This window comes from Cellulomonas sp. P1_C4, from assembly GCF_056406355.1.
Genome location: NZ_JBFUAI010000004.1, coordinates 1 through 18,285 on the forward strand (window position 1 = coordinate 1; position 18,285 = coordinate 18,285).

General features: G+C 73.4%; 19 protein-coding genes. 13 read left to right on the forward strand and 6 right to left on the reverse strand.

Annotation, left to right across the window (positions count from 1 at the left end; all coding sequences use genetic code 11):
• Positions 1-14 precede the first annotated feature (14 nt).
• From AC1DYZ_RS03765 to AC1DYZ_RS03790, 6 genes are all read left to right on the forward strand, one after another.
• Positions 15-629, forward strand: coding sequence for a nucleoside/nucleotide kinase family protein (locus AC1DYZ_RS03765; RefSeq protein WP_477064046.1), 615 nt, complete (start codon positions 15-17; stop codon positions 627-629).
• A gap of 63 nt (positions 630-692) precedes the next feature.
• Complete coding sequence (gene alr / locus AC1DYZ_RS03770) at positions 693-1,853, forward strand: alanine racemase (protein WP_477063878.1); 1,161 nt, start codon at positions 693-695, stop codon at positions 1,851-1,853.
• The gene (gene tsaE, locus AC1DYZ_RS03775; protein WP_477063879.1) at positions 1,850-2,383 is read left to right on the forward strand and encodes a tRNA (adenosine(37)-N6)-threonylcarbamoyltransferase complex ATPase subunit type 1 TsaE; all 534 of its coding nucleotides are present in this window, start codon (positions 1,850-1,852) and stop codon (positions 2,381-2,383) included. Before alr ends, tsaE begins: the two co-directional genes overlap by 4 nt.
• 4 nt (positions 2,384-2,387) lie before the next feature.
• The gene (gene tsaB, locus AC1DYZ_RS03780; protein WP_477063880.1) at positions 2,388-3,155 is read left to right on the forward strand and encodes a tRNA (adenosine(37)-N6)-threonylcarbamoyltransferase complex dimerization subunit type 1 TsaB; all 768 of its coding nucleotides are present in this window, start codon (positions 2,388-2,390) and stop codon (positions 3,153-3,155) included.
• Positions 3,152-3,631, forward strand: a complete 480-nt coding sequence (rimI, locus tag AC1DYZ_RS03785; RefSeq protein ID WP_477063881.1) for a ribosomal protein S18-alanine N-acetyltransferase — start codon at positions 3,152-3,154, stop codon at positions 3,629-3,631. Before tsaB ends, rimI begins: the two co-directional genes overlap by 4 nt.
• Positions 3,628-4,464, forward strand: a complete 837-nt coding sequence (locus tag AC1DYZ_RS03790; protein ID WP_477063882.1) for a sulfurtransferase — start codon at positions 3,628-3,630, stop codon at positions 4,462-4,464. The genes rimI and AC1DYZ_RS03790 overlap by 4 nt, the downstream gene beginning before the upstream one ends.
• A gap of 28 nt (positions 4,465-4,492) precedes the next feature.
• Here AC1DYZ_RS03790 and AC1DYZ_RS03795 read toward each other — a convergent pair whose 3' ends face one another.
• A complete protein-coding gene (locus AC1DYZ_RS03795; protein WP_477063883.1) occupies positions 4,493-5,134 on the reverse strand; it encodes a malonic semialdehyde reductase in 642 nt (213 codons plus the stop codon).
• Between the two features lie 88 nt (positions 5,135-5,222).
• Between AC1DYZ_RS03795 and tsaD the strand changes: the two genes are divergently transcribed.
• On the forward strand, positions 5,223-6,263 hold the full coding sequence (gene tsaD / locus AC1DYZ_RS03800; protein ID WP_477063884.1) for a tRNA (adenosine(37)-N6)-threonylcarbamoyltransferase complex transferase subunit TsaD: 1,041 nt from the start codon (positions 5,223-5,225) through the stop codon (positions 6,261-6,263).
• Positions 6,264-6,290: 27 nt separating this feature from the next.
• Here the strand turns inward: tsaD and AC1DYZ_RS03805 are convergent, their stop codons facing one another.
• Both AC1DYZ_RS03805 and AC1DYZ_RS03810 read right to left on the reverse strand, forming a co-directional pair.
• Positions 6,291-7,439 carry a glutamate--cysteine ligase gene (locus tag AC1DYZ_RS03805; RefSeq protein ID WP_477063885.1) on the reverse strand — a complete coding sequence of 383 codons (1,149 nt, stop codon included), beginning with the start codon at positions 7,437-7,439 and terminating at the stop codon, positions 6,291-6,293.
• Positions 7,439-8,620, reverse strand: coding sequence for a class I SAM-dependent methyltransferase (locus AC1DYZ_RS03810; protein ID WP_477063886.1), 1,182 nt, complete (start codon positions 8,618-8,620; stop codon positions 7,439-7,441). Before AC1DYZ_RS03810 ends, AC1DYZ_RS03805 begins: the two co-directional genes overlap by 1 nt.
• Positions 8,621-8,847: 227 nt before the next feature.
• On the opposite strand from AC1DYZ_RS03810, the gene groES reads away from it, so the two are divergent.
• Positions 8,848-9,144: a co-chaperone GroES gene (gene groES / locus AC1DYZ_RS03815; RefSeq protein WP_370504981.1), complete on the forward strand. Its 297-nt coding sequence runs from the start codon at positions 8,848-8,850 to the stop codon at positions 9,142-9,144.
• 67 nt (positions 9,145-9,211) lie between these two features.
• Here groES and AC1DYZ_RS03820 read toward each other — a convergent pair whose 3' ends face one another.
• The gene (locus AC1DYZ_RS03820; protein ID WP_477063887.1) at positions 9,212-9,610 is read right to left on the reverse strand and encodes a hypothetical protein; all 399 of its coding nucleotides are present in this window, start codon (positions 9,608-9,610) and stop codon (positions 9,212-9,214) included.
• Between the two features lie 155 nt (positions 9,611-9,765).
• On the reverse strand, positions 9,766-10,062 hold the full coding sequence (locus AC1DYZ_RS03825; protein ID WP_477063888.1) for a WhiB family transcriptional regulator: 297 nt from the start codon (positions 10,060-10,062) through the stop codon (positions 9,766-9,768).
• 267 nt (positions 10,063-10,329) lie between these two features.
• On the opposite strand from AC1DYZ_RS03825, the gene AC1DYZ_RS03830 reads away from it, so the two are divergent.
• The 5 genes from AC1DYZ_RS03830 (at position 10,330) to AC1DYZ_RS03850 (ending at position 16,321) form a co-directional block, all read left to right on the forward strand.
• Positions 10,330-11,244, forward strand: coding sequence for a MerR family transcriptional regulator (locus AC1DYZ_RS03830; protein WP_477063889.1), 915 nt, complete (start codon positions 10,330-10,332; stop codon positions 11,242-11,244).
• Between the two features lie 222 nt (positions 11,245-11,466).
• Positions 11,467-12,138, forward strand: coding sequence for a helix-turn-helix transcriptional regulator (locus AC1DYZ_RS03835; protein ID WP_477063890.1), 672 nt, complete (start codon positions 11,467-11,469; stop codon positions 12,136-12,138).
• 23 nt (positions 12,139-12,161) lie between these two features.
• Positions 12,162-13,673, forward strand: coding sequence for an IMP dehydrogenase (gene guaB / locus AC1DYZ_RS03840; RefSeq protein ID WP_477063891.1), 1,512 nt, complete (start codon positions 12,162-12,164; stop codon positions 13,671-13,673).
• A 7-nt stretch (positions 13,674-13,680) separates the two neighbouring features.
• Positions 13,681-14,409: a class I SAM-dependent methyltransferase gene (locus tag AC1DYZ_RS03845; RefSeq protein ID WP_477063892.1), complete on the forward strand. Its 729-nt coding sequence runs from the start codon at positions 13,681-13,683 to the stop codon at positions 14,407-14,409.
• A 322-nt stretch (positions 14,410-14,731) separates the two neighbouring features.
• Positions 14,732-16,321, forward strand: coding sequence for an HNH endonuclease signature motif containing protein (locus AC1DYZ_RS03850; RefSeq protein ID WP_477063893.1), 1,590 nt, complete (start codon positions 14,732-14,734; stop codon positions 16,319-16,321).
• A gap of 280 nt (positions 16,322-16,601) precedes the next feature.
• On the opposite strand, the gene AC1DYZ_RS03855 is transcribed toward AC1DYZ_RS03850, so the two are convergent.
• Complete coding sequence (locus AC1DYZ_RS03855; RefSeq protein WP_477063894.1) at positions 16,602-18,176, reverse strand: helix-turn-helix domain-containing protein; 1,575 nt, start codon at positions 18,174-18,176, stop codon at positions 16,602-16,604.
• Positions 18,177-18,285 lie beyond the last annotated feature (109 nt).

An 18,285-nucleotide genomic window follows, 5' to 3' on the forward strand; every position in this document is an offset into this window, starting at 1 on the left:
GAGCTGCTGGCCGCATGACGCTGCCGCCCGACCTCGTCGCGCGCGTCGAGGCGCTCGCGAGCGGGCCGCGCCGGCTCCTCGGCATCGTCGGTCCGCCCGGCGCCGGCAAGTCGACCGTCGCGGCGGAGGTGGTCGCCCTGGTCGGCGCCCGCGCGGTCGTCGTGCCGATGGACGGGTTCCACCTGGCGCAGACCGAGCTCGAGCGGGTCGGGCGCGCCGACCGGAAGGGGGCGCCGGACACGTTCGACGCCGACGGGTTCGTCGCGCTGCTCACGCGCCTGCGGACGACGCCCGGGCACACGGTCTACGCCCCCGAGTACCGCCGCGACCTGCGCAACCCGGTCGCGGGTGCCATCGCCGTGCCGCCCGAGATCCCGCTGGTCGTGGTCGAGGGGAACTACCTGCTGCTCGACGACCACGGCTTCGGTCCCGTGGCCGGGCTGCTCGACGAGTCGTGGTTCCTGGCGCCCGACGACGCGGTCCGGCTGGATCGGCTGGTGGCCCGGCACGAGGCGTTCGGCAAGACCCCGGAGGCCGCGCGGGCCTGGTCGCACGGTCCCGACGAGAGCAACGCCCGGCTGGTCGCCGCGACCGCGGTGCGGGCCGACGTCGTCGTGCGGGTCGACTGACCGTCGCGCCTTCCGGCGGCCCGGAGACGTGCTGGACGCGCCGACGGTGCGAGACTGGGCGCCGTGAGCTCGTACCCCGCGCGTGCCGTCGTCGACCTCGCGGCCGTCCGCGCCAACGTCCGGTCCCTGGCCGCGCACGCTCCGACGGCGCAGGTACTGGCCGTCGTCAAGGCCGACGGCTACGGGCACGGCCTGCTGCCGACCGCCTCGGCCGCGGTCGCCGGCGGCGCCACCTGGCTGGGCACCGCGCAGGTGGGCGAGGCCCTCGCGCTGCGGCGCGGCGGGATCGTCGGCCCGCGGGTCCTGACCTGGCTGTACGCGCCCGGTGCACCCCTGCGGGAGGCCGTCGACGCCGGCATCGACGTCTCCGTGTCCGCGCCGTGGGCCCTCGACGAGCTCGCCGCCGCCGCGCGCTCCGCCGGCCGCCCGGCCCGCGCGCACCTCAAGGTCGACACGGGGCTGGGCCGCAACGGACTCACGCCGGACGACTTCGCCGCTCTGCTGCCCGAGGTCCTGCGGCTACGCGCGGAGGGCGCCGTCGAGGTCGTCGGGCTCTGGAGCCACCTCGCGTTCGCCGACGAGCCCGAGCACCCCACGGTCAAGCTGCAGGCCGAGGTGTTCGCCGACGCGCTGCGGACGGTCGAGGGCGCGGGGGTCACGCTCGAGGTGCGGCACCTAGCCAACTCCGCGGCCACGCTGACCGCCCCGGGGATGCACTACGACCTCGTGCGGCCCGGGATCGCCGTCTACGGCCTCTCGCCCGTGCCGCAGCTCGGGGGCCCCGACGAGTTCGGGCTCGTCCCGGCGATGACGCTCGAGGCCGAGCTCGCGAACGTCAAGGCGGTCCCCGGCGGGCACGGCGTCTCGTACGCGCACCAGTACGTCACCGCGCGCGACACGGTGCTCGGGCTGGTGCCGCTGGGGTACTCCGACGGGATCCCGCGACACGCGTCGGGCACGCAGGAGCGCCCCGGTGGGCCCGTGCGTGTCGGCGGCCGGACCCTGGGCGTCGCCGGGCGCGTGTGCATGGACCAGGTGGTCGTGGACCTCGGTCCCGGCGCGACCGAGCAGGCGGGCGACCGCGTCGAGCTGTTCGGCACGGGCCGCGACGGCGGGCCGACCGCGCAGGACTGGGCGAACGCCGCCGGGACCATCTCCTACGAGATCGTCACGCGCATCGGGTCCCGGGTCCCGCGCGTGCACGTCGACAGCGAGGCGTCATGACCGCCATCACGGTCCGGCTGCCCGACGCCGAGGCCACGCGCGCGTTCGGGCGCTCGCTCGCGGGCGTGCTGCGGGCCGGGGACCTCGTCGTGCTCACGGGCGACCTCGGCGCGGGCAAGACGACCCTGACGCAGGGCATCGGCGCCGGGCTGCACGTGCGCGGTCAGGTGGCGTCGCCGACGTTCATCATCGCGCGCGAGCATCCGCCCCTCGCCCGTGAGGACGGCAGCCGCGGACCCGCGCTCGTGCACGTGGACGCCTACCGGCTGGGCTCGCTCGACGAGGTGGACGCGCTCGACCTCGACGCCAGCCTCGACGAGGCGGTCACGGTGGTCGAGTGGGGCGAAGGCTGGGTCGAGTCGCTCGCGCAGGACCGGCTGGAGGTGACGCTGCAGCGGCCGCGCGGGGGCGCGATGTCCGAGGACGACCTGGACGACGCGGCCGCGGGGGAGCGCGTCGTCACCGTCCGGCCCGTCGGTGCACGCTGGGCGGACGTCGCGCTGCCCGACATCGACCCGGTGGCAGGCTGAGCGCGTGCCCGTCCTCGCCCTCGACACCTCCGCCGCCGTCGCGGTGGCCCTCACCGACGATGCCGGCGTCGTGCTGGCGGAGCGGTCCGACGCACAGCAGCGCCACCACGCCGAGCTGCTCACGCCCATGGTCGCCGACGTCCTGGCGGAGGCCGGGGTGGATCGGCGCGAGCTCACCGCCGTGGTCGTCGGTACCGGACCGGCACCGTTCACGGGTCTGCGCGTGGGGCTCGTGACCGCCCGCACTCTGGCGCTCGCGCTCGGCATCCCGGTGCACGGCGTGCCCAGCCTCGACGCCGTGGCCGCCCGGGCGTCGCGCGTGCTGCCCGTCGGCACGGACGTGCTCGTCGCCACCGATGCCCGCCGCCGCGAGGTCTACTGGGCGCTGTACCGGCTGGTCGAGGCCGGACGGATCGACGTGCTGGTCGCCCCCGAGGTCGCCGCGGCCGGTGATGTCGCGGCGGATCCGCGGAGCGAGGGCGCCCTGGTGATCGGGCGCGGCTCGTCGTTGTACGCGGACGCCTTCACCCGACGTACCGATGCCATGATCCCGGGGCCGGTGGTGGCCGCCGCCGGCGAGCCGATGCTGCTGCCCGTCCCGGACGCGGCCCCCGACCTCGAGGCGTTCGGTCTGCTCGACCCCGACCCGGCCGAGCTCGCGCGCCTGGCGCTGAGCCGGGTCGCGCAGGGTCGGGTCCTCGCCACCGAGCCCCTCTACCTGCGCCGGCCCGACGCCGTGCCGCAGGCCGCGCGCAAGCGCGTGCTCGGATGACCGAGCAGCCCGACGGCGTCGTCGTCCGCGTGCTGTGCCCGGCGGACCTGCCGGACCTCGAGCGCATGGAGGTCGAGCTGTTCGGCGCGGCCGCGTGGTCGCCGGAGAGCCTCGCCGCCGAGATCGTCGGCCCGGGCCGCTGGTACGTCGGCGCCGTGGTCGACGGCGCGCTCGTCGGCTATGCAGGCCTGTGGTTCGACGGGTTCGACGCCCAGGTCATGACGATCGGCACCGACGAGCGGTTCCAGGGGCGCGGGCTCGGGCGTCGGATGCTCGAGAACCTGCTCGACCGCGCCCGCACCCTGAGCGCCGCCGTGGTGCTGCTGGAGGTGCGCGTGGACAACGACCCCGCGATCCACCTGTACGAGAGCATGGGCTTCGAGCGGCTCGGCATGCGCCGGGCGTACTACCAGCCGGGCAACATCGACGCGTGGACCATGCGGCTGGACCTGCGACAGACAGGGGCACCCGCATGACGAGGACCGACGTCATCGTCGACGCCGACGGGCTGGCCGAGGCGCTCGCGGGCGACGAGCCGCCCGTCCTGCTCGACGTGCGCTGGGCGCTGGGGCAGACGGACGGCCACGACCGGTACCTCGCGGGACACCTGCCCGGGGCGGTCTTCGTCGACCTCGACACCGAGCTCGCGGCGCCCGCCACCCCGCAGGACGGCCGGCACCCGCTGCCGGACCTGGAGGCCCTCGAGGCCTCCGCGCGGCGGTGGGGTGTCTCGGCCGACCGGCCCGTCGTGGCCTACGACGCCGTCGGCGGGATGTCCGCGGCCCGGGTGTGGTGGCTGCTGCGCTGGGCCGGGCTGAGGGACGTGCGGCTGCTCGACGGCGGACTCGCGGCGTGGACCGCGGCGGGCCGGCCCCTCGAGGCCGGGTCCGTGACGCCGGAGCCGGGCGACGTGGTGCTGGTGCCCGGAGCGTTGCCCACGATCGACGCCGACGGCGCCGCGGCCTGGACGGGGTCGCTGCTCGACGCCCGTGCGGCCGAGCGGTACGCGGGCGAGGTCGAGCCGGTCGACCCCCGCGCGGGCCACATCCCGGGCGCGATCTCGGCGCCCACGGCGGGCAACCTCGGCGCGGACGAAGCGTTCCTTGCCGACGACGAGCTGCGCGCGCGCTTCGCCGGCCTCGACGGGCCGGTCGCCGTGTACTGCGGCTCGGGCGTGACCGCGGCACATGAGGTCGCGGCGCTCGCGTCGATCGGCGTGGAGGCGGCGCTCTACCCCGGCTCGTGGTCGCAGTGGTCGAACGACCCCGGCCGCCCCGCGGAGACAGGAAAGGCCGCGACCCCGGTGTAGGGATCGCGGCCTCCCGGCAGAGGTCCGGTCAGACCGTGAGCGACGCCTGCTCGTAGGCGAGGCGCTCGCCGCGCGGGCGGGGGGTGCTGGAACCGGCGAGGTGGCCGACGTTGACGACCAGGAGCGACTTCCAGCCGTTCTCGGCGAAGAACTCCTTGTCGATGCCCTCGGCGTCCATGCCGCCCATCGGGCCGGCGGCCAGCCCGGCGGCGCGCAGGCCGACGATCAGGTACCCGGCCTGGATGAGGGCGTTCGTGCGGGCCATCGACTCGCGCTGCTCGGGCTGACCCTCGAGCGCGTCGGCCAGTGCGGACATGTGCGGCGCGAGCGTCGGGATGTGGGCGTGGAAGCCGGTGTCGGCCGCCAGGACCAGGGACACGGGGGCCGCCAGCACGCGGTCGCGGTTGCCCTCCGCCATGTGGGCTGCGAGGCGCTGACGGGCCTCGGGCGCGCGCACCACGAGCAGGCGCAGCGGGATGATGTTGAGGGCCGTCGGGCCCCACCGGACCAGGTCGTAGACCGCGGCGATCTGCTCGTCGCTGACCTCGTCGGTGCTGAACGCGGCGGCGGTGCGCGCCTCGCGGAAGAGGAGGTCGGCGACGTCGTCACCGACGGCGAGGCCCGATGTGGGGAAGTCGAGGCCGTCCAGGACAGTGGTGTCAGTGGTCATGCTTGATTGAAGCATCAACTACTCAAGGTTGTTCCGGGCAGCGGCCGTGGCGGTCGTCACACTCCCGCGCCCGCCTATCCTGGTGCGCATGGCTGACCCCCTCGTGCTCGGGATCGAGACGTCCTGCGACGAGACCGGCGTGGCTCTCGTGCGCGGCTACGACCTGCTCGTCGACGCCGTCGCCAGCTCGGTGGACGAGCACGCGCGGTTCGGCGGCATCATCCCCGAGATCGCCTCGCGCGCGCACCTCGAGGCCATGGTGCCGACGATCGAGCGTGCGCTGGCCACCGCCGACGTCTCGCTCGGCGAGGTCGACGCGATCGCCGTCACCGCCGGTCCCGGCCTCGTCGGCCCCCTGACCGTCGGGGCGTCCGCGGCGAAGGCGCTCGCGCTCGCGCTGGACAAGCCGTTGTACGGCGTCAACCACGTCATCGGGCACGCGGTCGTCGACGAGCTGGTCGACGGGGCCTTCCCGGAGCGGGTGATGGCGCTCGTCGTCTCGGGCGGGCACTCGTCGCTGCTGCTCATCGACGACACCGTGCACGTCACCGAGCTCGGCTCGACGCTCGACGACGCGGCGGGGGAGGCGTTCGACAAGGTCGGCCGGCTGCTCGGGCTGCCCTACCCCGGCGGCCCGCACATCGACCGGCTCGCCCGCGAGGGCGACCCCACCGCGATCCGGTTCCCGCGCGGGCTGACCGCCGCCAAGGACCAGGCCGCGCACGCCGCCGACTTCTCGTTCTCCGGGCTGAAGACGGCCGTCGCCCGCTGGGTCGAGGCCCGGCAGGACGCCGGGCAGGAGGTGCCGCTCCCGGACGTGGCGGCGTCGTTCGCCGAGGCCGTGGCCGACGTGCTCACCGCGAAGACCATCGCCGCCTGCCGCGCGCACGGCGTCGAGACGCTCGTGGTTGGCGGCGGGTTCTCGGCGAACTCGCAGCTGCGGGACATGGCAGCCAAGCGCTGCGCCGAGGCCGGCATCGAGCTGCGCATCCCACCGATCCGTTACTGCACGGACAACGGGGCGATGATTGCCGCGCTCGGGTCGGCCGTCGTGCGCCGCGGGCTGCCGCCGTCGTCGCTGGACCTACCGGTCGACTCCTCGATGCCCCTCACGACCGTCCTGGTCTGACCGGTCGTCGTCGGCACCGGGGTCGGCCTAGAGCGGCCGGCCCGCCTTCAGCTCGGCGACCAGCGAGCGGACGACGGCGTCGAGCTCGCCCGCATGCCGACGGGCCACCGCGCGCTGCCGCTGGTACGACGCGCCGCGGCGCAGGATGACGCGCACCTGCTCGAGCTCCGCGGCGCACCCGAGCCGCTCGGCCACCGGTGCGAGGTCGAGCAGCCACCGGCCGACGGCGTCGGTCACCAGCTCCTCGTCGCCGGCGGCGTTGGTGATGATGATCGCGTCCATGCCGTACCGCGCGGAGCGCCACTTGTTCTCCTGCGCGAACCACGGCGGGAGCGTCGGCAGGGTCTCGCCGCGGTCGAGCATCGTGGAGAAGTGCTCGACGAAGCAGTGCGTGAGGGCCGAGATCGCGGCGACCTCGAGCAGGTTCGAGGCGCCGTCGGCGATCCGCATCTCGAGCGTCCCGAACCGGGGCGCGGGGCGCACGTCCCACCGGATCTCGTCGAACTGGTCGATCACGCCGGTGTGCATCATGTCGCCCACGTACTGCTCGAGCTGCGACCACTGGTCGAACCCGGGCGGCAGGCCCGCCGTGGGCAGCTGCTGGAACAGCAGGGCCCGGTTCGACGCGTAGCCCGTGTCCTTGCCGCCCCAGAACGGGGACGACGCCGACAGGGACTGGATGTGCGCGAAGACGGTGAGCATCGCCCGGGAGATCGGCAGCACCTTGTCGCGGTCCTCGATACCCACGTGCACGTGCACGCCGTAGATGAGCATCTGCCGACCCCACCACTGCGTGCGGTCGATGAGCGTCGCGTACCGCTGCTTGTCGGTGACCCTCTGCTGCGCCCACTGCGCGAACGGGTGCGTGGCGCTGCCCATCAGCTCGATGCGCAGCGGCTCGGCGGCGGCCCCGACCTCGTCGAGCGCGCGCTGCAGGTCGCCGGTCGCCTCCGCGATCGTGCGGCACTTGCCCGAGCGGATCTCGACGGTGTTGAGCAGGAGCTCCTGCGTGATGTGCGGGTGCTCGGAGCCGTCCGCCGGACGGACCGCCGCGAGGATCGCCTCGGCCGCCTGCCGCAGGTCCCCGGAGTCGGCGTCGACGAGCCCGACCTCCCACTCGATCCCGACGGTGGACCGCTCCGACCGCGCGAACGGCAGAGGGACCGGCGCGGCCATCAGGCGGGCTCGACCACGAGCACCTGCTGGCTGCCCGCGACGCGCGTGAGGATGATCGTGCCCGTCGCGCTGCCCCGCAGGTCGAGCTGGCGGCGCAGCTGCTCGGGGACCACGGCCGTGCCGCGCTTCTTGATCGTCAGCTTGCCCACGTCCCGCTCTCGGAGGTAGGTGCGGAGCCGCTTCAGGCCGAACGGCAGCACGTCGAGCACCCGGTAGGCCGTCGCGGACGGCAGAGGCACGAGGGCGTCCGACGTCACGTAGGCGATGGAGGAGTCGACGAGCCGGCCGCGCACCTGCGCCGCGACCTCGCCGACCAGCCCCGCGCGGATCACCGCGCCGTCCGGCTCGTAGAGGTATCCGCCCACCGGCCCGGTCGGCGGCCGCTCCTCGGAGGTCTGCTCCACCACGTGCGCCTCGCCGTCGCGCAGCACGAGGGCCGAGCGGCCGGGTCCCTCGGGGGCGAGCGGCCCGAACCAGAGGCCGACCTCGACCACGTCGCCGTCCGTCGAGACCCACTGCGCGTGGGCGTCGTGCGGCAGCGCCGTGTGGGGGATGCCCGGGCCGAGCTTGAGACCGAGCGCCGGGATCGTCTCGCGGACCGCGAGGACCGCGTCGAGCGACGGCTCGTAGGCGGCCGGGTCGAACACGCGGCTGCCCGAGGAGGTCCGGCGGGCGGGGTCGGCGTAGACCCCGTCGACGCCCTCCGCCACGAGGTCCAGCGCGAGCCCGTCGCCGTGCCGCACCACGGCGTCGGGGAAGTGCCGCAAGTTCACGGTGGCGATCGCGGCGGTGGCCTCGTCGAGGTCGGTGGCCAGCACGCGCAGGCCGATCCCCGCGAAGGCCATGGCGTCGGCGCCGATCCCGCTGGTGAGGTCCGCGACCAGGGTGCTGCCGGCGTCGCGGAAGCGGCGGGCGTGGTGGGCTGCGACCGTGAGGCGGGTGGCCTGCTCGAGTCCCGCGGCGGTGAACAGCATCCCGTCGGCGAACGTGCCGAACTTGGCGACGGCCTTCGCGCGCAGGCGGGACTGCGTGAGGGCCGCGGCGACGAGCGCGGGGTCGATGCCCTCGTCGCGCAGGCGCTCGGACAGGGCCATCGTGCGGGACTCGTCGTACGGCGGCAGCGCCGACAGCAACGCCCAGCCCGCGGGGCTGAGCAGCTGGGTGATGCCGTCGCGGTCCATGCCGCGATCCTCGCACGCAGCGGCCCGCCGAGGGGCAGTTCAGCGGCGGATCTGCACGGCTCGCTGGCACTCGCCTTGACCGAGTGCTAACCGGTTCCTAGAGTGATGGCTGGCACTCTCCCGGTGAGTGTGCCAGCTGCGCTCCAGGCCACGGCACCCGCGACGACGTGGCCTGACAGCGCGCACGAACCTCAGAGAACTACTCACATGCGAAGGGGAGGTCCGCTGTGTCGGTCTCCATCAAGCCCCTCGAGGACCGGATCGTCGTCAAGACGCTCGAGGCAGAGACGACGACCGCTTCCGGTCTCGTCATCCCGGACAGCGCCAAGGAGAAGCCCCAGGAGGGCGAGGTCCTGGCGGTCGGTCCCGGCCGTGTCGACGACAACGGTGTCCGGATCCCGCTCGACGTCGCCGTCGGCGACAAGGTCATCTACTCGAAGTACGGCGGCACCGAGGTCAAGTACTCGGGCGAGGAGTTCCTCATCCTCTCGGCCCGCGACATCCTCGCGATCGTCGTCAAGTGATCTGAGGGGCGCTCGCGCCCCGCACGAGACGGACCCTCACGGCACTGCCGTGGGGGTCTTTCTCGTCTCAGGCCTCGGCGCACCCGAGGGGGTCGGCGCTCGTCACGGTGTCGGGGCACACCTGGTGGGTCCATGCCGGCCCGTCCCCACCGAAGACGTCCTGGCTGCTGTCGGTGAACACCTCGACGCCGTCGATGCCAGGCCCGACCCGGTAGTAGGTGGTGATCGGGTCGCCCTCGGTCGTCGGGAACGTCACGACGAGCTCGGCTCCGGTTCCCGGGTCGGCCTCGTCGAGGCACTGCCACGCGTCGGCGGGCACGGTCTCACCCTGCGGGATCTCGAGCTCGCCGCAGGACGGCAGGGCCGCGCGGCTGGCAAAGCTCTCGGGTGGGACGTCCGCGCCCGTGCCGCATCCGGCCAGGACCACGGCGCTCGCGGCCAGCGCGGCGAGCCGTCGTGCGCGCACCGAGTCCTCCGCTCCGAGTCGTCACCCCGAGTGTCGCGTACCGAGGGGCGGTCGAGGAGGCGGTTCACCCGTGCGTGTTCGTCGGCGCACGAAAAGAGCCCTCCCCTCTCGTCGTGCCGAGAGGGGAGGGCTCTGCTCGTTGGTGCGGGGGTGTGTCAGCCGACCCGGCTGGCGCGGCCGCGCTGCGCGAGGATCGCGGCGCGCTCGTCCTCGGACAGGCCGCCCCACACGCCGTACGGCTCGCGCACGGCGAGCGACTGCTCGCGGCACTCCTTGAGCACCGGGCACGTGGCGCAGATCGCCTTGGCCGCCTCGGCGCGGCGCCGGCGGGCCGAGCCACGCTCGCCCTCGGGGTGGAAGAAGAGGTCTTGGTCCGCGTCGCGGCAGGCGCCGTCGAACTGCCACTCCCACAGGTCCATCACCGGTCCGGGAAGGCGCGAGATCTCGGCCATGAGTTCCTCCTCAGTCGTTCCGTCGCATCGCTGGTGGGCGGCTACGGCGGGAAAGTCGTGAACACGGGATGCGAGTACGACTTGCGCTTCTTGCAGATCCGTACGGGGTGACGCGTTGGTGAGGACGTTACAACCGCGCCAGAAGTTGTTCAAGACCGTGTCACACATTCGGGTGATGAAGCGATTGCCGACGAACCGCCAGGTCGGCGTGTCGCGCCGCGACACGCCTGAACGGGCCGAGTCGCGTCGGCCTGGCAGAATCGCGCCATGGTGACGCGCGAGGACGACGAACCGGCGGGACCGCCGACGCCCGCCCTCGCCGTCGCCGCGGTGGCCCGTCGGCTCGGGGTGGCCCCCGCGACCCTGCGCACCTGGGACCGCCGGTACGGGCTCGGCCCGTCCGAGCACTCGGCGGGGGCCCACCGCCGCTACTCCGCCGTCGACGTCGAGCGGTTGCTCGTGATGCGACGGCTCACGCTCGACGGGGTCGCCCCCGCCGAGTCGGCCCGGATCGCTCTTGCGACCGACGTCTCCGCGGCACCGGCCCGTAGCGCTCGCGACGGCACGCCCACGCCGACGGCCGTCGTCGATGCCGCCCTCGCGGGGGACGTCGACCGGTGCGGTCGCCTGCTCGCGCTCGAGCCGGCAGCGGACGTCGTCGCGTGGTGGACCACGTTGGTCGAGCCCGTGCTCGCCGCGCTGGCCCGCCGGACCGTGGTGGACCCGCCCGGGGTCGACGCGGTCGCCGCGGTGCAGGCCGGGGTCCTCGCGGCGCTCCGCGTGCGCTCGKCGCCGGGGCMGGGCRCCCGCCGACCCGTGATCCTCGTCCTCGTCGCACCCCGGGAGGCCCGGCCGCTCGTCGCGCACGCGCTGGCCGGCGCGCTCGCCGCGCAGGGGGTCGACGCCCGGATCGTCGGCGGGCCGGTGGGGGCGCACCACGCCGTCGAGCTCTCCGCCATGACCCGCGCCCGCGCCGTGGTGACGCTGGGGGAGCGGGTCGACGTGGACCTCGAGGTGGTGGAACGGCTCGCGCACGACCTGCCGGACCTCGCGCAGTTCGTCATGGTTCCCGACGGTGCCGAGCAGGCCGTCCCGCTCGGGCGCTCGGTGCACCGCGCCCGCACGTTCACCGGCCTCCTGCACGAGGTTCTCGCGGTCGCGACGGCCGGTGTCGAGCGCTGAACGGACGAATCACCGCCGCCGAGTGGGGGAGACATTCCACTCAGGTGGGGCACAGGCGGACGAAGTCCCGCCGGCAGCGGGTGGCGTTCGTCTCTGTGGCTAACTTCTGACTGAACGTCGGCCGATATGACTCAGGTGCCCCGGACGGGGCCCGAGAGGGGATTCAACATGGCGGGAGTCGTGGTCTGTCACGGCTCGGCGGTCGTTCGTGAACGGCTCGTCGTGACCTCCATCGGTGTGCCTGCGCTCGGTCCGGTCCGCGCGGCGTCGTCGGTGGACGAGCTGCTGAGCCTTGCGCGGCGGATGCCGCCGACCGTCGTGCTGCTCGACGCTCACCTGGCCGCGCCGGGGGCGATCGAGGCGATCCGTCGGCTGCGCGCCGTCGCACCAGCGGCAGCGATCGTGCTGCTGGCTCTCCCGGACGACACCGTGGCGCTCGACCGGGCGCTCGCGCTCGGCGCCCGCGGCTTCCTGGCGCCCGACGTCGGTCGCGCCGAGCTCTCCGCCGTCGCCGCGCACGTGCTCGCGAGTCCCGTGCTCCCCGCCCCGGGCGGGCATCGTCCGCAGCCCGTCGACGTGCCCAGCCAGGGTGGTTTCCGGACCGAGGCGCGGACGCCGTCGGGCGGCGTGCCCGTCGTCGTCCCGGCCGACGCCAACGCCGCGCCCGTCGGTGTCCCGACCACGGGCGCGATCCCCGGGGTGCCGCTGACCAAGCGCGAGATCGAGGTGCTCACCGGCATGAGCCACGGACGGTCGAACGCGCAGATCGGCGCGGAGCTCTACCTCTCCGAGGACACGGTCAAGACGCACGCGCGCCGGCTGTTCCGCAAGCTCGGTGCCAACGACCGGGCCCAGGCGGTCGCGATCGGGTTGCGGCGAGGGCTGATCCGGTAGTTCGGAGCACGTATCCTTGCCGGATGACGGAGCACTCGCCTGCCGACCCGTTCGCCCGCATCGGGCTCACCTACGACGACGTGCTCCTCCTGCCGGGGGAGACCGACGTCATCCCGAGCGAGGTGGACACGTCCTCGCGCCTGACGCGCGAGATCTCCGTGCGCGTGCCGCTGCTGTCGGCCGCGATGGACACCGTCACCGAGTCGCGCATGGCCATCGCCATGGCGCGCCAGGGCGGCATCGGCATCCTGCACCGCAACCTGTCCATCGAGGACCAGGCGCACCAGGTCGACCTGGTGAAGCGCTCCGAGTCGGGAATGATCACGGACCCGGTCACGGTCGGTCCGGACGCGACGCTGGCCGAGCTCGACCACCTGTGCGGCATCTACCGGGTGTCGGGGCTGCCCGTCATCGCGGAGAACGGGCTGCTGCTCGGCATCATCACGAACCGCGACCTGCGCTTCGTGCCCGGCGGCGAGTTCGAGACCCGCCGCGTGCGCGAGATCATGACGCCGATGCCGCTGGTCACCGCACCCGTCGGCATCGCGCGCGACGACGCGGCCGCCCTGCTGGCCAAGCACAAGATCGAGAAGCTCCCGCTGGTGGACGACGCGGGCATCCTGCGTGGCCTCATCACCGTCAAGGACTTCGTGAAGTCCGAGCAGTACCCGGAGGCGACCAAGGATGGCGAGGGGCGGCTGGTCGTCGGCGCCGCGATCGGGTTCTTCGGGGACGCGTGGGAGCGGGCGACCGCGCTCGTCGAGGCAGGGGTCGACGCACTGGTCGTCGACACCGCCAACGGGCACGCGCGCCTCATGCTCGACATGGTGCGCCGGCTCAAGTCCGACCCGTCGACCCGCCACGTCCAGGTCATCGGCGGCAACGTCGCGACGACCCCGGGCGCGCAGGCGCTGGTCGACGCCGGCGTCGACGCCGTCAAGGTCGGCGTCGGGCCGGGCTCCATCTGCACCACCCGCGTCGTCGCCGGCGTCGGCGTCCCGCAGGTCACGGCGATCTACGACGCCGCGCGCGCCTGCAAGCCGGCCGGGGTGCCGGTCATCGGCGACGGCGGCCTGCAGTACTCCGGGGACATCGCCAAGGCCCTCGTGGCCGGCGCGGACACCGTGATGCTCGGCTCGCTCCTGGCCGGCTGCGACGAGTCGCCGGGCGAGCTCGTGTTCGTCAACGGCAAGCAGTTCAAGCACTACCGCGGGATGGGCTCGCTCGGGGCGATGGCGTCCCGCGGCCGGGTCTCCTACTCCAAGGACCGGTACTTCCAGGCCGACGTGTCCTCCGACGAGAAGATCGTCCCTGAGGGTATCGAGGGGCAGGTGCCGTACCGCGGCCCCCTGTCCGCCGTCGCGCACCAGCTGATCGGTGGCCTGCACCAGTCGATGTTCTACGTCGGCGCGCACACCATCCCGCAGCTGCAGGACCGCGGGAAGTTCATCCGGATCACCGCGGCCGGGCTCAAGGAGTCCCACCCGCACGACATCCAGATGACCGTCGAGGCGCCGAACTACACCGGCCGCTGACACGGCGTTGTCCGACCCGGCCGACTTCTACACCGGGCTCGTCGCGGAGCTGTACTCGCCGCTGCGGTCGTTCACGTCGGACCCTTCGACGTACTCCTCGTTCATCCGTGCGTCCGGCGAGCCCGCCCTCGAGCTCGGCTGTGGCGACGGGGACCCGCTCCTCGACCTGCGAGCGCTCGGGCACGACGTCGACGGCGTGGACTCGTCCGCCGACATGCTCGACCGCCTGCTGCGCGCGGCCGCTCGTCGGGGACTGACCGCCACCGTCCACCGGCAGCGCATGGAGGATCTCGATCTGCCGCGGCGGTACCGGTCGATCTTCCTGGCCGGCGCCACCTTCAACCTCCTTGCCGACGACGACGTCGCCCTGCGGGCGCTGCGCGCGATCCGGGCGCACCTGACGGACGACGGCACGGCGCTGGTGCCGCTGTTCGTGCCGGGTCCGACGCCCGCGTCGCAGGTCGGCGTGTTCCGCGAGGTCCGGAGCGACGGGGCGGTGCTGCGCTTCGCCGTGATCGACGAGGAGCTGGATCTCGCCGCGCGAACCCGCCGGACGACGCTGCGGTACGAGCGGTCCGTCGACGGGGCCGTCGAGGTGGCCGAGCGCGTGTGGCTCCTGCACTGGTACACGCCGGCCCGGTTTGAGGCGCTCGCGGTCGAGGCGGGACTCGAGCCGACGACCGTCGTTGATCCGGAGGACTCCCACGCGATGACGGTGACGCTGCGGGTTCGGTGAGCCCGGCCCGACTGCATGCGTGCGCTCGTCGACGTCGACCTGGACCGTGCCCTGACTTTCCGCGGCGCCGAAGATTGCATTCGTCTGGCGTCGGTCGGCATTCTTCGTCGTCCATTATCCTGTGGATGAAATGTTCCGGATTTGGGGCTGTGGGCGGCTCGATGACGCGCTGAACTGCGGTGATGCTGATTCGCGACTTGTCGCATGATGCGAGCAAATGTCGCAATGGATGTCAGTGGTGCCTGGGAGACTTCTTTGTGGCGGGATTGTCGGGGCTCGATTCTCGGGGCCTGTCCGGGTGGCGCGAAGGAGGTGGCTCGCTGTGTCGATCGACGAGGGTGGTGGCGATGCCGGCTCTGCGTCTGCCCATTCGACCACCTCGACCGGCTCGACCGGGTCGACCGGGTCGGCCGAGCCGGACGGGCCGGCTGCCACGGTCGGCGGGTCACCGGGGACGGGCGTGGGCGCGCCGGCGGCGGTCGCGCTGGCGGCGTTGAGGTCGGCGGTCGATGCGTTGGCGGTTGCCTCGGATCCTTCGACGGCGGCGGGCCGCCTGGAGGGCGCGGCTGCGGTCGAGGTGGTGCGGGAGGCGTTAGCGGTGGCGGGCCGACTGTCTGCGATCGCGGCGCGGGTGGTGCCGGTGGTGGAAGCCGACGGGTGGTGGACCCTCGATGGTGCCCGCTCGATTACGACGTGGTTGGCGGCGCAGGGGCGGGTCACGCACGGGCAAGCGAAGCGCCTGGTGACGCTCGGGCGGGCGTTCCGGGACGACCTGGCCGCCACCGCGAGCGAGGCCGTGGCCGGGACGGTGCCGGTGGAGGCGGCGCACGCGATCGCGGCGGTGGCGAACACCGAGGACCGCCGTGCGGCGCTGGCGGCGCCCGCCGACGAGTGCGGGGAGCAATTCCTGCTGGAGTTCGCGCAAGCGCTTCCGGTCTCGCGGTTCCAGCTGCTCGCTCGCCGCTGGGCGGCGCATGCGGATCCGGCCGCGGACGAGCGCGGGTATGTGGAGGCGACGGACCGTGAGTTCCTGACGTTGGCCCAGACGATGGACGGGTGCCACGTGCGCGGGTTCCTGACCACGGAGCACGGCCACGCGTTGCAGGCGGCGCTGTCCGCGGTGGCGACCACGTCCGCGGACAGTGCGGGGGAGCCGGCCGGGCGGCGTCGCGCGGGTGCGTTGGTGAACCTGACCCGGCTGGTCCTGGACCGGGACCTGACCGGCGCGACCGGGACCCACCGCCCCCACATCACCGCCGTGGTCGACCTCGAGACCCTGCACCGTGCCCTGGACCGAGCCCCCGGCGGCCGCCCGTCCGGCGCCCGGGCATCCAGCGGCGGTTCGGCCGGGGCGTCCGGCGGCGGGTCGGGCGGGACGTCCGGCGGCGGGTCGGCCACCACGGGCGAGCCGCAGAACGTGAGCACGGGCGTCGTCGCGCCGCCGAGCGGCCCGCCACCAGTCGGCGATGTCTCGTCGCCGGGCTTGCCCCTGAGCGTCGGGGACGTCGAGCGGTTCGCGGTCGCGGAGCTGGTCGGCACCGGTCCGATCCCGGACAGCGTGCTGGCCCGGTTGGTATGTGACTCGGCGATCACCCGGGTCGTGTTCGGACCCCAGTCGCAGGTGCTGAACGTGGGACGCACCGAACGCACCTACACCGGCGCCAAACGCCGGGCGATCATCGCCCGCGACCAGCACTGCCAGTACCCAGACTGCGACGCACCACCGGCCATGTCGGAGGTCCACCACACCGAGCACTGGCACCGCGACGGCGGTTCGACCGACGTGCGCACCGGCTGCCTACTGTGCTGGCACCACCACGAGGTCGTCCACGACCGAGGCATCGAGATCACCCGCGACCACTCAGGCCGATGGCGGTTCGCCGACCGACACGGACAACCACTACGCACCTGACGCGCCACGACGAGCGCCGCGAGACGAGCAGGCCCGCTCGCCCCGGCGGGGCCGACGGCGGGGGGAGTCGGCGGTGCCCGGTGCCTGGTACCCGGTGCGGGTGCATGGGCGGCGGTGCTGGGCACAGGGTCGGTCGGCGCCGGAGGTGAGCGCCGAGATGCGCCGAGCTGCCGAGAAGCGCCGAGCTGCCGAGAAGCGCCGAGCTGCCGAGATGCGCTGATCTGCGGAGATGGTCCGAGCTGCCGGACGGCTGGTGTGAGGTGCCGGGGGCCAGGACGTGTCAGTCGCGGAAGGTCTCGATCTGCGCGCCCAGCTCCACCAGGCGGTCCTGCAGCTGCTCGTAGCCGCGGGCGATGATGTCGACGTCGCGCAGCACGGACGTGCCCTTGGCGGCGAGCATGGCGAGCAGGATGACGACCGCCGGACGCAGCGCCGGCGGGCAGGAGACCTCGGCGCCCGACCAGTGGGTCGGGCCGGACACCTGCAGGCGGTGGGCGTCGAGGAGCCGCACGTCGGCGCCGAGCCGTGTGAGGTCGGTGAGGTGGATGGCGCGTCCCTCGTACACCCAGTCGTGGATCAGGGTGGAACCCTGCGCGCAGGCGGCGATCGCGGCGAAGAACGGCAGGTTGTCGATGTTGAGCCCCGGGAACGGCATCGGGTGGATCTTGTCGATCGGCGCCACCAGGTCGCTGGGGTGGACGGTGACGTCGACAAGCCGGGTGCGGCCGTTGGCTGCCGAGTACTCCTCCGAGAGCGTGTAGCGCAGGCCCATCTCGGCCAAGGTCGCCAGCTCGATCTCCATGAACTCGATGGGCACCCGGCCGACCGTGATCTCGGAGCCCGTGACGATCCCCGCGGTGAGCAGGCTCATCGCCTCCACCGGGTCCTCGGAGACGGCGTACTCGACGTCGGCGTCGATGTCGGCCAGACCGTGCACGTGCAGGGTCGTGGTGCCGATGCCGTCGATCCGCACGCCCAGCAGCTCCAGGTAGAAGCACAAGTCCTGGACCATGTAGTTGGGGCTGGCGTTGCGGATGGTGGTGACGCCCTCGCGCCGCGCGGCGGCCATGATGACGTTCTCCGTGACGGTGTCGCCGCGCTCGGTGAGGACGACCGCAAGGTCCCTCGCGCCGCCGCGGCTGACCAGCGCGTGGTAGTCGCCGGCGGTCGCCGTGACGTCCAGGCCGAAGGGCCGCAGGCCGATGAGGTGCGGCTCGACGGTCCGGGTACCCAGGTCGCAGCCGCCGGCGTATGGGAGCCGGAACTCGTCCTCGAGGCCCAGCAGCGGCCCGAGGAACATGATGATGGACCGGGTCCGGCGGGCGGCGTCGACGTCGATCGCGTCGAGCTGGAGGTGCTCGGGGACGACGATCTCGAGGTCGCGACCGTCGGTGGACCACGTCGCGCGGACCCCGACGGAGCGCAGGACCTCGACGATGCGGTCCACCTCGACGATCCGGGCGACGTTCCGCAGCCGCGTGGTCCCACGGTTGAGCAGGGAGGCGCACAGCAGGGCGACCGCGCCGTTCTTGCTGGTGTTCACGTCGATGCGGCCGCTCAGGGTCTGGCCGCCGTGCACCCGCAGGTGCGTCCGCTGCGGTCCGCCGAGCGTGACGATGGGGGAGTCGAGCGCCGCGCCGATGCGCGTGAGCATCTCGAGGCTGACGTTCTGCGCGCCCTGCTCGATGCGGTGGATGGCCGACTGGCTGGTGCCTAGGCGCTCCGCCAGCTGCGTCTGCGTCAGGCCCCGGTGCTGGCGCGCCGAGCGGACCAGGGAGCCGACGTGCGCGAGCTGGTCCTGGACGACGGGGAAGGCGCCGGTGCTCGTCGGGACGGGGGTGGTCGTCGTGGTCATGGTGTCGACGTTAACTCATGGATGAGATATCGCCACTGTGATGTGCGCGATCGAATCGGTCAGAACCGGCGTGAGCAGGGGATTCGAACTCAGAAGCGATATGCGAACC

Excerpts from the sequence above, each read along its gene's own strand:
- rimI (WP_477063881.1), top strand. The coding sequence starts at position 3,152 with ATGACCGAGCAGCCCGACGGCGTCGTCGTCCGCGTGCTGTGCCCGGCG.
- AC1DYZ_RS03825 (WP_477063888.1), bottom strand. The coding sequence starts at position 10,062 with ATGGCCGAGATCTCGCGCCTTCCCGGACCGGTGATGGACCTGTGGGAG.
- AC1DYZ_RS03855 (WP_477063894.1), bottom strand. The coding sequence starts at position 18,176 with ATGACCACGACGACCACCCCCGTCCCGACGAGCACCGGCGCCTTCCCC.
- AC1DYZ_RS03810 (WP_477063886.1), bottom strand. The coding sequence starts at position 8,620 with ATGGACCGCGACGGCATCACCCAGCTGCTCAGCCCCGCGGGCTGGGCG.
- AC1DYZ_RS03795 (WP_477063883.1), bottom strand. The coding sequence starts at position 5,134 with ATGACCACTGACACCACTGTCCTGGACGGCCTCGACTTCCCCACATCG.
- AC1DYZ_RS03790 (WP_477063882.1), top strand. The coding sequence starts at position 3,628 with ATGACGAGGACCGACGTCATCGTCGACGCCGACGGGCTGGCCGAGGCG.
- guaB (WP_477063891.1), top strand. The coding sequence starts at position 12,162 with ATGACGGAGCACTCGCCTGCCGACCCGTTCGCCCGCATCGGGCTCACC.
- AC1DYZ_RS03805 (WP_477063885.1), bottom strand. The coding sequence starts at position 7,439 with ATGGCCGCGCCGGTCCCTCTGCCGTTCGCGCGGTCGGAGCGGTCCACC.
- AC1DYZ_RS03765 (WP_477064046.1), top strand. The coding sequence starts at position 15 with ATGACGCTGCCGCCCGACCTCGTCGCGCGCGTCGAGGCGCTCGCGAGC.
- tsaE (WP_477063879.1), top strand. The coding sequence starts at position 1,850 with ATGACCGCCATCACGGTCCGGCTGCCCGACGCCGAGGCCACGCGCGCG.
- tsaD (WP_477063884.1), top strand. The coding sequence starts at position 5,223 with ATGGCTGACCCCCTCGTGCTCGGGATCGAGACGTCCTGCGACGAGACC.